The sequence below is a fragment of the Nostoc parmelioides FACHB-3921 genome (assembly GCF_014696625.1).
Lineage (GTDB): Bacteria > Cyanobacteriota > Cyanobacteriia > Cyanobacteriales > Nostocaceae > Trichormus > Trichormus parmelioides.
In genome coordinates this window covers 14472-28943 of record NZ_JACJQL010000038.1, presented here as the reverse complement: position 1 = coordinate 28943, position 14472 = coordinate 14472, and the positions used below count along the sequence as shown (strand labels likewise).

11 protein-coding genes are annotated in these 14472 nt (G+C 38.0%); all 11 read left to right on the top strand.

The genetic code is table 11. The features are described 5' to 3' along the window. The first annotated feature begins 4 nt into the window (after positions 1-4). The 11 genes from H6G14_RS21595 to H6G14_RS21545 all read left to right on the top strand — a co-directional run bounded on the left by H6G14_RS21595 (position 5) and on the right by H6G14_RS21545 (position 14471). On the top strand, positions 5-1000 hold the full coding sequence (locus H6G14_RS21595; protein WP_190569471.1) for an iron-siderophore ABC transporter substrate-binding protein: 996 nt from the start codon (positions 5-7) through the stop codon (positions 998-1000). Continuing rightward, the gene (locus H6G14_RS21590; protein WP_190569470.1) at positions 981-1859 is read left to right on the top strand and encodes a ferric iron reductase; all 879 of its coding nucleotides are present in this window, start codon (positions 981-983) and stop codon (positions 1857-1859) included. Before H6G14_RS21595 ends, H6G14_RS21590 begins: the two co-directional genes overlap by 20 nt. A gap of 68 nt (positions 1860-1927) precedes the next feature. Next, positions 1928-3232 (top strand): MFS transporter, encoded by a 1305-nt coding sequence (locus H6G14_RS21585; protein ID WP_190569538.1) that lies wholly within the window; start codon positions 1928-1930, stop codon positions 3230-3232. Positions 3233-3385: 153 nt separating this feature from the next. Further along, a complete protein-coding gene (locus H6G14_RS21580; protein WP_190569468.1) occupies positions 3386-3778 on the top strand; it encodes a DUF1636 family protein in 393 nt (130 codons plus the stop codon). Positions 3779-3921: 143 nt separating this feature from the next. After that, on the top strand, positions 3922-4920 hold the full coding sequence (locus tag H6G14_RS21575) for a helix-turn-helix transcriptional regulator (RefSeq protein ID WP_190569466.1): 999 nt from the start codon (positions 3922-3924) through the stop codon (positions 4918-4920). A 176-nt stretch (positions 4921-5096) separates the two neighbouring features. Next, positions 5097-7697, top strand: a complete 2601-nt coding sequence (locus tag H6G14_RS21570; RefSeq protein WP_190569464.1) for a TonB-dependent siderophore receptor — start codon at positions 5097-5099, stop codon at positions 7695-7697. Positions 7698-7720: 23 nt separating this feature from the next. Continuing rightward, positions 7721-8815, top strand: coding sequence for an iron-siderophore ABC transporter substrate-binding protein (locus H6G14_RS21565; protein WP_242053503.1), 1095 nt, complete (start codon positions 7721-7723; stop codon positions 8813-8815). A gap of 211 nt (positions 8816-9026) precedes the next feature. Further along, positions 9027-10010, top strand: coding sequence for a helix-turn-helix transcriptional regulator (locus H6G14_RS21560; RefSeq protein WP_190569462.1), 984 nt, complete (start codon positions 9027-9029; stop codon positions 10008-10010). 179 nt (positions 10011-10189) lie between these two features. After that, positions 10190-12763 (top strand): TonB-dependent siderophore receptor, encoded by a 2574-nt coding sequence (locus tag H6G14_RS21555; RefSeq protein WP_190569460.1) that lies wholly within the window; start codon positions 10190-10192, stop codon positions 12761-12763. 29 nt (positions 12764-12792) lie between these two features. Beyond that, on the top strand, positions 12793-13764 hold the full coding sequence (locus H6G14_RS21550; protein ID WP_190569458.1) for an ABC transporter substrate-binding protein: 972 nt from the start codon (positions 12793-12795) through the stop codon (positions 13762-13764). 110 nt (positions 13765-13874) lie between these two features. After that, on the top strand, positions 13875-14471 hold the full coding sequence (locus H6G14_RS21545; protein ID WP_190569456.1) for a helix-turn-helix domain-containing protein: 597 nt from the start codon (positions 13875-13877) through the stop codon (positions 14469-14471). Position 14472 lies beyond the last annotated feature (1 nt).

Below are 14472 nucleotides of genomic sequence, written 5' to 3'. Positions count from 1 at the left end.
TATAATGATTAGTAAATGGTTGGATCACATCAAATTATTTTTGATAGTTACCCTATCTCTAATATTTATCAAGGGATGTTATAGCTTTTTTAACCAGACAACATATTTATCAAAATCCCAAACGCTCACATCAGAATGTCGAACAGTTAAGCATGAATTAGGAGAAAGTTGTATTCCTCTCAATCCCCAACGGATCATTGTGACCGACCAAGATAGTTTAGAAATGTTAGTAGCATTGGGTTTAAAACCAATAGCCACAACAAGAGCAAATCGAACAGGGAATAAAACACTTATCCTGAAAGATAAACTTGATGAAATTATTGATTTAGGTAAGGAAGGTAATCCCAATCTTGAAAAAGTTGTTCAATTACACCCAGATTTAATTTTAGGTCTTTATATAAATCCTCAAAATTATAAGTTATTTTCTCAGATAGCTCCAACAGTTTCTATTGAATTTACAGAAAATAACTGGAGAAAACCTTTATTAAAGGTTGCTAATATAGTTGATAAAACTCAGGTTGCAGAACAGCTACTAGCCGAATATCAACAAAGAGTTGAAAAATTAAGATGGGAGTTTGCTCAAAAACTGGGCAATAAAAAAGTTTCCGTCATGAGATTTTATACAACTCTTGAATTCACACAATTTTTGAATAAATTATCATTTCCCGTAAGTATTTTAGAGGAATTAAATTTATCGATTCCCTTGGCACAACTGCAAGTTAGTAGTGGTGCTAGTGTTAGTTACAACAATGTTAGTTTAGAGCGTGTAAACTTGTTAGAATCAGACGCAATATTTATTGCACTAGACCCAGGTTCAGAAGAGAATTTTCAAATATATAAAAATAGTCCTCTGTGGCAAACCCTCAATGTAGTAAAAAGTAATCGCGTATATACTGTTGATTCTGGTTACTGGATATTTGGCAATATTCTATCAGCTAATACCATTTTAGATGACATATATAAATACTTAATAAAAAATAATGTTTCAACTAATAACTAACAATAGTGTACAAAATTTCTTACAAGAAGTATTTACTCTTGCTCAAAACACTTTAGATAGTTTCTATACAGACTGCATAATTTTACCTCAGCCGCCTGATGGTGTTGAGGTAATTTCATTAAATAATTATTTACAACCAGATAGACTTTTATCTCAATTGCAAGCCAGCGAGATATACCAAAAAACTCAAGATATTCACATTGCTGCATCTATCTGGAACAAAGTTTATAGCTGGACAACATTACCGGGTGTTTTAGCTTTGATGACTTGGGCTGGTGTAGGACTAGATGCTGGGCTTGACAATGTGAGTTTTGTATTAGAAGACGGTGAACCCAAGGCGTTATGGTTTCATGATTTGAGTGGTACTGTAATTTATCCTCAGAGATTACCTATTCCCATTCCCGAAGATTATCAAGGAAAAATAGTAAATAGCGTGGAAGCCTTACACCAAAATGTATTTACTAACTTATTCCAACACAATTTTGCACTCATGATACACAGGGTTCATATTTTAACCAAACTCTCCAAAAAAACTATGTGGGGTAATGCGGTGAACGCTTCGGAAGGACAGTTTACTGAACTTAGCCAATGTACAAATCTAGAAGCAATACAAACAGATTATTCCGTCTTATATGAACAACCCTACAGTTCAGTTATGCCCGGACGCAATCCCCTTTACAACTTATTACGCACCGAACAACTTAATGAACCCAGTTTACCAGCTACAACCACAGTACGTCTTACCTGTTGTTTATATGCTTTCATTCCTCCATTTGATGAAAAGTGTACAAACTGTCCTTTATTAAAACCGCAGGAACGAATTGCCCAAATCAAGGAATATATGAAAGAAGTTGAGTGAGATCATACTAATACCGAAAAATTACCCATTCCCTTCATATAAAAATGCAACAACCAAATCCAGCCAGTATGCGTAATTTTTTTATCGTTTGGCTTGGTCAATTAGTTTCTACCATTGGTAGTAACATGACCGGCTTTGCGATTGAAATTTGGGCATGGGAAATTACAGGGAAAGCTACAACCCTGACTCTGGTAGGTTTTTTTAGTTTACTACCAAGTATTATTATTACCCCCATTAGCGGTGTAATTGTAGACCGATTTAACCGCAAATTTTTAATGATGGTGGGTGATACAGTTGCAGTTCTCAGCACAATTGTAATTTTGTTGTTGCATCTCACCAATAATTTACAAATCTGGCACTTTTATTTAACAGGCGCGATTATCGGAACTTTCAACCAATTTCAATCTTTGGCGTACTCAGCATCAGTATCACTGATGATTCCTAAACAGCACTATACCCGCGCTAGTAGTTTAGAATTTTTATCTGGTTATGGTAGTAATATTATTGCACCTGCTTTGGCGGGGTATCTTTACACAATCATCGGTTTTTTAGGAATTTGGTTGATTGATATTTCGACGTTTCTTATAGCAATTGGAAGCTTATTATTTGTGAGTATTCCTCAACCAATACCAACCACAAAAAACGAAAACATAGTTAATATTTGGCAAGATTTGGGATTGGGTTGGCGTTATATTACTGCTCACAAAGGTTTACTGGCATTGTTAATAGTTAATTTATTATTTTGGCTACCCCATGATATTGGAGATTCCCTTTACTCGCCCATGATTTTATCGCGCACTAATAATAATACTTTAGTGCTAGGTAGCTTGGCTGCTGCGGCTGGTTTTGGTGGTGTAACGGGGGCGATTGTTGTTAGCACTTGGGGCGGTTTTAAGCGGAAAATCAAAGGTCTTTTATTGGGAATGATGGGTGCAGGTATAAGTAAAATTGTTTTTGGTTTGGGTAGAACACCTTGGGTTTGGATTCCGGCGCAATTTTGTTCTTCTTTTAATTTCCCTTTGAATGGCAGTTCGGATAGTGCTATTTGGTTAGCGAAAGTACCTCCTAATGTGCAAGGAAGGGTTTTTGCGGCGCGATCGCTCTTTTTGCAAATCGCTTCTGCGATAGGCTATTTAATAGCCGGGCCATTGGCAGATCGTGTTTTTACACCAGCCTTGCAATCAGGCGGTGTTCTGGTTGGTATTCTCGGCGGATTATTTGGGACTGGCACTGGCGCAGGGATAGCATTGCTATATGTGATCTGCGCGTTGTGTATGTTGTTAGTTGGTGGGCTGGGTTTTTTTGTGCGTGTGCTGCGGGATGTAGAAGACATTATCCCCGACCATGATGCGGAGCATAGCCAGTTGAAGTAATAAATCGCAGTTTAATCCAATGTTCATAGCTACTAGGAAAATGATATTATTTCTCAATAAACTTTTTGCTTTTCCTAACTCAGATGACTATATATTCTGCAAGAATCCGCAGAATGCCACAATTTCTTATGTTAACGGACACACATTGAACCCATGACCAAACATACCCTATTCGTTTGCAAATCTTGTCACCGTTCATCCGCAGAATTAGCAGAAAATCAGCTTTCTGATGGCAGTGTTTTACTTGACAAAATCACCAGTTTATTTTCAGAAAAATTTGCAATAGAAGAACTAGAAATTCAGCCTGTAGGATGTTTGTGGGCTTGTAGCCGTGGCTGTGTTGTGGCGATTTCTAGCCCGGAAAAACCAACCTATCTGCTTGTGGATCTACCTCCAGATGCAGAAAATGCCTCAGCATTACTCGAATTTACACAGATGTACATCAATAATCGCAAAGGGGCGTTTATGTGGGAAAAGCTCCCTAAAGAGTTGGAATCTGCCATTTTTGCGAGTATTCCTTCTTTACTGACGAAACCTGAAGATTAAGTATTATTTGCAGCATCAAGCTTGGTGTTGCTTACTTACTCAAAAAATATTTGTAACTCTTGTTACTCATTTCTTAAGAAAATTGATGATATTATTTCTCATCTATATATTTAATAAATTCAAAATACTAAATCCCAAATTCCATGACCCTTGTTTTACAAGAACCAGCAGATTGTTATCATTTATTGCCGTCAACTCAACTGGATAATAATTGTCATTTTCAGCCAAAAACTTACGAATTTCAGCTACATGATCCCAAGGGGATGAGTCATGGTTATAGGCGTTGGTTTCACTTGCGCCCAGGAATTTCTCTTTTGCTAGAAGACTACTATCTGCAAGAAAACTTAGTTGTCAAAAATTCAACAAATCAACCTTGTACTTGTTTAGAATTAGGTTTTAATCTTTTTGGTTATGACCATAGTATAGATTTTAAAACAGGGCAAAATTTTATCCAACTGGCGCTAGATAGTGGTGAAGAAAGTTGGAAGGAATGGCAAGCACAGGAAAGAGTTTTAAAATTAGATATTCATATTGAATATACTTTATTTAAAAGTTTGATATTTGCTCATTTAGCTCAACTTCCTACTAAGTTTCGAGACATCATTGATAACGCTAAGAGCGAAGAGGTAGATTACTGGCAAGTTGGCAGGACAACACCCAAAATGCAAACTATATTGCAACAAGTTTTAAATTGTCCATATCAAGATTTAACAAAGCAACTTTATTTAGAGGCTAAAGTATTAGAATTATTAGCACTTCGTTTGGAAGATTTGCAAGATTCGCTTCGCTTAGATGCAACTATTACTCTCAAGCCAATACAAATAGATAGCATTTATCAAGCTAGAGATATTCTCATTCATAACTTTACTGATCCACCAACATTAATAGGGTTAGCACGGCAAGTAAATCTCAATGATTGTACTCTCAAAAAAGGTTTTCAACAAATATTCGGTACAACCGTTTTCGGTTACTTACATAACTACCGTATGGAACAAGCAAAAGAATTACTCTTGGATGCAACGTTAACTGTCAATCAAGTAGCCCAATATGTAGGTTATGCTAGCCGCAGTGCTTTTATGACAGCTTTTTGTAAAAAGTTTGGCGAAAGTCCTAGCGTTTATTCCCGCAAAAATTCCGTTTAAAGAACAGAAAAATTCCGTTTGGAGAACATCCCTAACTTCAGCTTTTCTCATACTTGCCGTAAGATTACTGAGAATAGTTACTAATAATCTTTTAGCTAGTAATTCAAAAAATTATTTCTGCATTAATCGTCCATTTGAGTTAAAGACGAGTAGTTTTATTTTGTGTGGGGAGATCAATGAAGTTAGATAAACTATTTCCAAGCTTGCTGTTGACAAGTGGAATACCTTTGGCAACCAGCTTTGCTGGTATCGCTATTTTAGTCGCTACTCCCACAAAAGCTGAGACACTGGGAGAGGATAAAATCAAAGTTCCTGTGACCAATGTTCGCATTTTGGCACAAACGCCAGCCCCCAGCAAACAGAATATTATTCTCATTACAGGAGTAAAAGCAACTTCCACAGAGAAAGGGTTGGAGGTGATTTTAGAAACCAAGCAAGGGGATCAAGTGCAAGTTAATAATCGTAGTACTGGTAATAATTTTATTGCAGATATTACTGGTGGGCAGTTAAAGTTGCCTAATGGAGATGGTTTTACATACCGCTCGGAAAAACCTACAGAGGGAATTACTGAGATAACAGTTGCGAATATTGACGCAAATACTGTGCGGGTGACGATAGTCGGGGAAAAAGCGTTACCTGCGGTTGAGTTATTTGATGATGATGCAGGGTTGATTTTAGCTGTTGCATCTACAACCACAGCAGCACAACCACCAGAAACACCACCAACGGCGGAACAACCAGCAACTCAGACACCTCCAGAAGAACCCGCAGCGCAGCAGGATGAACCGATTGAATTGGTGGTGACGGCAGAGCAAGACGGATATCGCGTACCGACTGCAACCACTGCAACCAAAACTGATACACCTTTGCGAGATATTCCGGGTTCGATTCAAGTGATCCCGCGTCGAATCTTAGAAGACCAAAAGACGACGCGCATACAAGAGGCATTAGAGAATATTAGTGGTGTACGCAAACAAGGTAACTTAGGCGGCTCAGATGCCGGTGGATATAAAATTCGTGGTTTCGATCAAGATGGCAACTTCCGTAATGGTTTTAATGATAATGACTTTTACTCTTCGGTAGACACAGCAAATATCGATCGCATTGAGGTTCTCAAAGGCCCGGCTTCTGTTCTATTTGGTCAGGCTGAACCGGGAGGAATTGTCAATATTGTCACAAAACAACCCCTTAGTACTCCTTATTATTCAGCTGAATTTAATATCGGCAATTATGGGTTTTATCGCCCCAGTTTTGATATTTCTGGGCCGCTCACAGATGATGGTTCAGTGTTATATCGGCTGAATGTGGCTTATCAAAACGCTGGGAGTTTTCGAGATTATAACTTTACAGAACGTGTATTTGTTGCGCCTGTAATTACCTGGAATATTAGCGATCGCACGACCTTAACATTCGACCTAGAATATCTAAACAATAGTTACCTGTTTGATCGCGGACTTCCTTCTATTGGAGATAGACCCGCACCCATCCCCATTAGTCGCTTCATTGGTCTGCCGCAAAGTGTTTATGAGGATAGCAATTTACGGGTTGGCTATAGACTAGAGCATGAATTTAGTCAGGATTGGCAACTTCGTAATGCCTTTTCTTTTGTATCTGGTCGATTAGCAGGTGATTATGCCATTGGTGGTAATGACCTAGTTGATGACCAATTTGCCCCAATATTTATAGGACGTGATAGTTTCTCACGAAAAATCTATACCCTACAAACAGAATTAGTCGGACGGTTTAAGACAGGAACGATTGTCCATCAACCTTTAATCGGGGTGGAATTAAGACGCAACACCTGGGAATATACCTCATTCGATGTGGCAGACCTCATACAGCTAGATATTTTCAATCCTAATTATGATGTTGATTTACCTGATATACCTGATGAACAAACTTTCTCTTACACAACTCGTAGAGATACTCTAGGGATTTATATCCAAGATCAAATTACTTTTGCAGATAATCTCAAGGTCTTGATTGGTGGTCGCTTTGATGCCTTCCAAAGAGAAGAAACAGGTTTTGCAGAAACAACAACTGAAGAATCTCTCAGTGCTTTCAGCCCCCGTGTTGGTATTGTTTATCAACCAATTCAACCGATTTCCCTTTATGCGAGTTACACTCAGTCTTTTAAACCAGATCGATTTTTCGGACTTTCGGCAACAAACGAACCCTTTAAGCCAACAAGAGGAACGCAGTACGAAGTTGGTATCAAGGCAGATATCAGCGAAAAACTTTCGGCAACTCTAGCAGCCTACCAAATTACCAAAACTAATGTTGTCACTGACGACCCCAACAATCCCGATCCCAATTTCTCCATACAGGTAGGAGAACAAAGAAGTATAGGTATTGAATTAGATATTAGTGGTGAAATTCTGCCAGGTTGGAACATCATTGCATCTTATACTTACACCGATGCAATTACCTCAAAAGACAATACAATTGCTGTTGGTAATCGCATCGATAATGTACCCGAACACGCGGCGAGTTTATGGACAAGCTATGAACTGCAAAGCGGTGATTTAAAAGGTTTGGGCTTTGGTTTGGGACTTTACTATGTGGGAGATAGATACGCCGATTTGGAAAATACCAGCATTATGCCCAGCTATTTCCGAACAGATTCAGCTATCTATTACAAACAGGATAACTGGAGGTTAGCACTGAATTTCCGCAATCTTTTCAACGAAACTTACTATGAAACATCTCAAGCCAGAAATACAATCTATCCTGGCGCACCTTTTACTGTCATCGGCTCGTTTTCGATTCAGTTCTAACCTTGATTTTTATTGATTCCACAATGTTCCGCGAAACTTGCCGCAATGCGATGCCTTTGGCGGGAGTAGCCATCGCTTTCTCCTATAAATATATTGGCTGGTTTCTAGTGACAGCCATCCTAATTACAGCTTGTCATGGTGGTAGTCCCCAAAACCTCAGTTTAAAAAGTGAGCCATCGCTTTCTGCTGATTGTCGAGTCGTAGAACATGCAGCAGGGAAAACCAAAATTTGTGGTAAACCTCAAAAAATCGCGGTTCTCGAACCAAAGATGTTGAGTCTGATGTTAGCTCTTGATGTGCAACCTGCTGCTTACGCCGATGCTTATTTAGTGCGATCGCCTAAATTTGACAACCCTAGCCAACAAATTCCCTACCTGGGTAAGTATGTCACAAGTCAGCCGATTAATTTAGGCGATCGCTCCAGTCCTTCCCTAGAAACTTTGACTCTACTCAAACCCGATTTGATTCTGGGGTTAAATTATCAGGACAATCAGTTATTTAGTGCGATCGCGCCAACTGTCTTGGTAGATAATGATAAAAGCTGGCAGGAAAACATTAAAATTATTGCCAAAGCTCTGAATAGTCAGAAAAATATCTCATCAATCATTACCTCACAACAGCAACAAGTTGCTAAAGTCCGCACTCAATTAGCCCCTCTCGTCAAAACCCATCCACGAGTTCTAAATATTGCTTGTAGCCAGGCAATGGACTATATAGAGGTTGTATATAACGGAGATACTATTAAACTCCTCGAAAAAATTGGCTTTCAACCTGTATTCCTGCCAGATGTAGAACGAAAATTAGGGGTAAGACCACAGATTAACCTAGAAACTCTGGCTCAACTCAACCCAGATATTGTCATCGTTACTACTTGGCTAGATAACTGGAATGGTGAATCTACTTACAAAGTTCCTATCCAAGAACTCAAGGAAAAATGGGCTAAAAATCCCCTTTTGCACAATTCACAAGCATGGAGAGAAGGGCGAGTTTACTTTGTAGACTACACCCTATGGGGCAGTGTAATTGGCCCACCTATTGCTAATTCTTTGATATTAGAACAATTGCCATCTCTTTTACTGTCACATAGCCGACAACACTCCCACACCCCTACACCCTAAAAGCAGTATTGTTGGGTCAAAGTCTAAAAAGCCTGTCCTAGAAAGGTATAGGGAGGTAGGGGAAAGACATTTTTTGCTTCATTTGCTTCAGCTTCGTTAATCTCTAGACACCATTGCTCAACGCTGATAAACTCATTTCTAGAAATATTTGAGAAAGTTTCTCTATAAATGTTTGCAGTCAATCAGCATTCAGAGTAAGTTTAGGAAAAGCATGGGGAATACCATTTCACTGGCAGATTATCAAGAATTGTGGACAGAACACAATCAAAATATTAAACAAGCAAACCTCTCAGACCCAGATGATATTATCAACCAATGCCCCCAAAAATTCGGTCATGGCTATGAACGTTGGATTAAATTACGGGATATAAGTTTATTAATTATTGATGCAGAATTTGACGAAGATTTGATTATTGATGGCACATCAGAAGAAACATTTATTGGATGTTTAGAATTTGGTTTTCATTTATTAGGATATTGGAATGCAACTGATAGTGGACAAAACTTTTTTCTAGGTAGTGGTATTTATAAAGATAGTAAAGTAGAAGTTTTAGGACAGAGACGAATTTTAAAAGTAGATATACATTTAGAATCTCCTGAAATATTAAGTGGTTTTATTACCAATGATATACAAATTTCCCAAAAAACTTTGCAGAGGTTTATTGAGCCAAGCGAAGAACCCTATCGTCAAATCAGCCTTACTACTCCAGAAATGCTTGTTGCACTGAAACAAATTATCAATTGTCCCTTTACAGGTTTAACTCAAAAAATTTATCTAGAAAGTAAATGTTTAGAACTAATTGCTTTGAAAATAGAACAATTGACCAACATTGAAAAAAACTATACAAAAGCAATTGTGCTGAAGCGGGATGATATTGCCAGAATCCATTATGCTAAAGAAATTTTAACTCAAAATCTAGATAATCCACCTTCCTTACTAGAACTAGCGCGAAAAGTAGGCTTAAACGACTACAAACTCAAGTTGGGTTTTCGTCAAGTTCTTGGTACAACTGCATTTACCTATTTACAGCAACAAAGAATGGAAAAAGCACGCCAATTACTTCTAGAAAGTAAAATGAGTGTGAAACAAATAGCGCGTACTGTTGGTTATGCAAACCAAAGTCGTTTTGCAGTTGCGTTTCGCAAGCAATTTGGGATAAATCCTAAATCTTATGATTTGTTGATAAAAGCCTGAACTCTTCCATAAGAGACAGTTATTTGCTATCAGACTACCCTAGAAATCCGTTTCAGGCTCAAAAAAATCCGTTTGAGATCCACAAAAGCCTTCAAAATAAAATTAATTTCATGTATCGTTTTTGAAAAAGATTCTTAATTTAGGTAGCTAACAGCTGCTTGTGGAGTGGGATAAATATTATGTGGAAACAACCGCAACTATTGATCGGTTTATGGTTAACAGGGGTAGTCTTTGCTGTTCAACCAGCTTGGGGAAATGAAACAAGCCAAAATCATATTCCCTTATCTCAAGAAAGTCATACCGCTAGAACTACTAAATATTTACTATCTCAAACTCCCCAGTCTCCAATTGTGATTGATAGAGTACGGATTGATACTACAGATAAAGGTATAGAAGTAATTTTACATACTCGCCAAGGCGAGCAATTGCAAGTAGCAAATAATAGTGAAGGGAATAGCTTAATTGCCGATATTACTAATGCTCAATTGCGTTTACCTTCCGGGAATACATTTCGTCAAGAAAACCCATTTGCAGGAATTACTGGAGTTACCGTCATCAATAAAGACAGTAATACTATTAGAATCACGATTACAGGTGAAACGGGAAGTCCTAGCTATGAGCTATTTGATGGTGATGCAGGTTTAATATTTGGTGTGACACCTGCAACAACTGCGGCAACACAACCACAACAGCCGCAGGAAAATCAACCCACTACAGAAACGCCATCAGAAGAACCAACAGCCAATGAACCAATTGAACTAGTGGTGACAGGTTCGCAAGATTCAGGATATAAAGTTCCAGATGCCAGCACTGCAACTAAAACAGATACACCTTTGTTAGAGATTCCCCAAGCAATTCAGGTAATTCCTCGACAGGTAATCGAAGACCAAAAAGTGCAAAGGGTTGCAGATGTGTTGCGTAACGTCAGTGGTGTCACTGTCAAAACAGATTACGCCGGCACTGATGGCTATACCATTCGGGGATTTGATACCAATGCTAATCTCAGAAATGGTTTTAGGCAGGATAGTTTCACAGCATTTACTGACACTGCCACAATTGAAAGGATAGAAGTTCTGAAAGGCCCAGCTTCGGTACTCTATGGACAACTAGAGCCTGGGGGTATTGTCAACTACATCACTAAAAAGCCTCTTAATGAACCTTACTACTCTGCAACATTTTCTGCTGGTAGCTATAGTTACTATCGTCCAGAAATAGATATTTCCGGGCCACTCACCCCAGATAACAATATTTTGTATCGCTTTGTGGCTGCCTATGAAAACTCTGGTGGATTTCGAGATTTTGCTTATAAAGAGCTTTATACGTTTGCTCCTAGCTTAAGTGTGAAATTAAGCGATCGCACAAATTTCGATTTGCAATATGAATACGTTAACCTCAACCAGTCCTATGACAGAGGTTTACCACCAATAACTAGAACCTTTGATTTACCAATTAGCTTTAACTTTGGTGAACCCAGCGATAGTTATGAACTCTATGGAAATAGAGTAAATGTTAGCTTAGATCATAGATTCAGCCAAAATTGGCGATTTCGCAGTGCGGTTTCTGTACAAACGGTTGACACAGCACGTTCCAACTTTCAGCCAGTTGATTTTGAAAACCCATTTGCTGATGATGGTCGCACAGTTGCCAGAAGATACAACAAAGTAGGTGATTACTCTAGAGATTATTCTTGGCAGAATGACTTAATCGGAAAATTTAAAACAGGCTCAATTGAACATGAAGTTCTGTTAGGTTTTGAGTTAGGTAGAAGTGAGTTTGGTTATCCATTTTTCATTTCTTATAATGTCCCATCTTTGGATATTTTAAATCCAGTATATGGCGCAGCTATTCCCACTACTTTTGAGGAAGGTTTTGAGGGTAATACTAATACATATAGAGTAGGTCTTTACTTCCAAGATCAAGTAGTATTACTACCTAATTTCAAGCTATTAATGGGTGGAAGATTAGATTTTGTCAATTTCCGAGACGAATATAAACCTGATATTATCAATAGCACTCAGACTGACATTACAGAGCGTTATTATGAAAAATTTTCCCCACGAATTGGTTTAGTATATCAACCAACAGAGAATCTATCACTTTACGCTAGTTACACTCGTGCATTTAAACCAAATGAATACGCCATAGCTTTTGGTGGTCGGCCATTAGAACCAGAAACTGGTACACAATACGAAGTAGGAATTAAAGGTAAATTTTTAGATGATAGACTGACAGCAACATTAGCAGTTTATGAGATTACTAAAAACAATGTCTCGACAACAGATTTAAACAATCCAGATTTTACTATTGCGGCTGGAGAAGTCAAAAGTCGAGGTATTGAACTAGATATAGCTGGGGAGATTTTACCAGGTTGGAATGTGATTGCTTCCTATTTTCATAACGATGCTTATGTGAGTGAAGATAATAGCCTCCCAGTTGGTGATAGATTGACAAATGCACCCAGGAATAGTGCTAGTTTATGGACAACCTACCAAATTCAAACAGGTAGTTTAAAGGGTTTAGGTTTTGGTGGAGGACTATTTTTTGTAGGCGATAGAGAAGCAACTTTACCAAATACCATTACCATTCCTTCTTTTGTGAGAACAGATGCTACTATTTTCTATCGACGAGACAATTATCAAATTGGTTTGAACTTTAAAAACCTATTTGACACCCGTTACTATGATTCTGCTGGCTTTTTACTCTCTCCTGGCGCACCATTTACTGTTTTGGGAACATTCTCTATTAAGTTCTAACTGCTCAATTTGTTTAGAGGGAAAATAATGTGAATTGGCGTAAATTGCATTACTTATTACTCATCATAACTTTGGTGATAGTTACTGCTTGTTATCGCCATTCACACCCGAACTTAGTAGATAAAAAATCACCAGCATCAGAATGTCGATTAATTAAGCATGAATTAGGAGAAACTTGTGTTCCCCTCAACCCGCAACGCATTATTGTTGTTGACCAAATAGCATTAGAAGCTTTAGTGGCATTAGATTTAAAACCCATAGGGACAGCAAATCATGTCTTCTTTGACAGCAAAGCTAATCTTCTCAAAGAGAAAATAGCAGGGATAAGCTATATAGGAAAAACCGGAGAAATTAATCTAGAAAAAGTATTGCAATTAAATCCAGATTTAATTGTTAGTGTTTATGGGATACAGCCAGAAAATTATCCATTATTGTCAAAAATAGCTCCTACAGTGCAAGTAAAACATTTTCAATCTGATTGGCAAACACCATTAAGAGAAATTGGTAAAGTGGTCAATAAAATTGAAAAAGTTGAAGAATTGCTCACTCAATACGAACAGCGATTTCAAACTATTAGAGAGCAATTAGAAAATAAATTTGGGAAACTAGAAGTTACTGTTAGCCGTATTCACGGCGGGATGAAAGTTCCTGAATTTAGTTCCCAATTTTCATTTCCTGGTGGTATTGTTCATTCAGTTGGAATTTCTATGCCGCCTCATCAACGCCAATTGATTAAAAGTCCTGATGATTATTTGATAATTCTTAGTTTAGAACGTCTAGACTTACTTGATTCAGATGCTTTATTTATAGCTGTAGACCCAGGAGCAATAGAGGCATTTCAAGAATATCAGAAAACACCTCTATGGCAAACATTAAATGTAGTGAAAAATAAAAAAGTTTATCAAGTTGATTCTGGTTATTGGGTACATGGTAGCATCCTTTCAGCTAATGCTATTCTCGATGATTTAGTTAAATATTTACTGACAAGCAATAAAGTATAAAATCTTACGCACTTATTGCGATAGCTTGCGTAAGTAGGGAACTCTTAAAGGAGTTTTGATGCGCCAGCGCAGGCTACGCCAACAGAAGTCAAATATGACTCCTAATACAATTGCTTGACATTATTATCAATAATGATAATATTACTATTAACAATAACATTTATTTCTCTAAAAATTTGAGTGGTAGCAAAGCAGACCTAATTCTGCATCCTGTCCGATTAAAGATTCTGCAAGCTTTTGTAGGCGATCGCCATCTTTCAGCACGGCAATTGTGCGAAATACTACCCGATATTCCTCAAGCAACGTTGTATCGTCATTTCCAAAAGCTTGTACAGGCAGAACTCCTGACCGTTGTAGCAGAACATCCCATTCGGGGTACTGTGGAAAAGTTTTACAGTCTACAAGAGCAAAACACTGAGCTTTTACCAGAAGAACTAGCCGCCTTAACAGGTGCAGATCATCAACGCCATTTCACAGCCTTTGTCGTTAGCTTGTTGACTGAGTTTGAAGCATATTTACAACGGGATGAGATTGATCTTGTCAAAGATGGAGTTGGCTATCGTCAGATAGCACTGCATTTGAGTGATGAGGAACTGGCTGAGTTAACACAATCTCTCAATCAGGTACTAGTGAAGTTTTTGCACCAAAAACCCTCAAAGCAGAGGAAACGATTTTTGCTATCCAGCATCTTGATTCCAGGAGATTAAT

What these genes read in the sequence shown, in the direction of transcription:
- H6G14_RS21595 (WP_190569471.1), top strand. Translation starts at nt 5, where the DNA reads ATGATTAGTAAATGGTTGGATCACATCAAATTATTTTTGATAGTTACC.
- H6G14_RS21590 (WP_190569470.1), top strand. Translation starts at nt 981, where the DNA reads ATGTTTCAACTAATAACTAACAATAGTGTACAAAATTTCTTACAAGAA.
- H6G14_RS21585 (WP_190569538.1), top strand. Translation starts at nt 1,928, where the DNA reads ATGCGTAATTTTTTTATCGTTTGGCTTGGTCAATTAGTTTCTACCATT.
- H6G14_RS21580 (WP_190569468.1), top strand. Translation starts at nt 3,386, where the DNA reads ATGACCAAACATACCCTATTCGTTTGCAAATCTTGTCACCGTTCATCC.
- H6G14_RS21575 (WP_190569466.1), top strand. Translation starts at nt 3,922, where the DNA reads ATGACCCTTGTTTTACAAGAACCAGCAGATTGTTATCATTTATTGCCG.
- H6G14_RS21570 (WP_190569464.1), top strand. Translation starts at nt 5,097, where the DNA reads ATGAAGTTAGATAAACTATTTCCAAGCTTGCTGTTGACAAGTGGAATA.
- H6G14_RS21565 (WP_242053503.1), top strand. Translation starts at nt 7,721, where the DNA reads ATGTTCCGCGAAACTTGCCGCAATGCGATGCCTTTGGCGGGAGTAGCC.
- H6G14_RS21560 (WP_190569462.1), top strand. Translation starts at nt 9,027, where the DNA reads ATGGGGAATACCATTTCACTGGCAGATTATCAAGAATTGTGGACAGAA.
- H6G14_RS21555 (WP_190569460.1), top strand. Translation starts at nt 10,190, where the DNA reads ATGTGGAAACAACCGCAACTATTGATCGGTTTATGGTTAACAGGGGTA.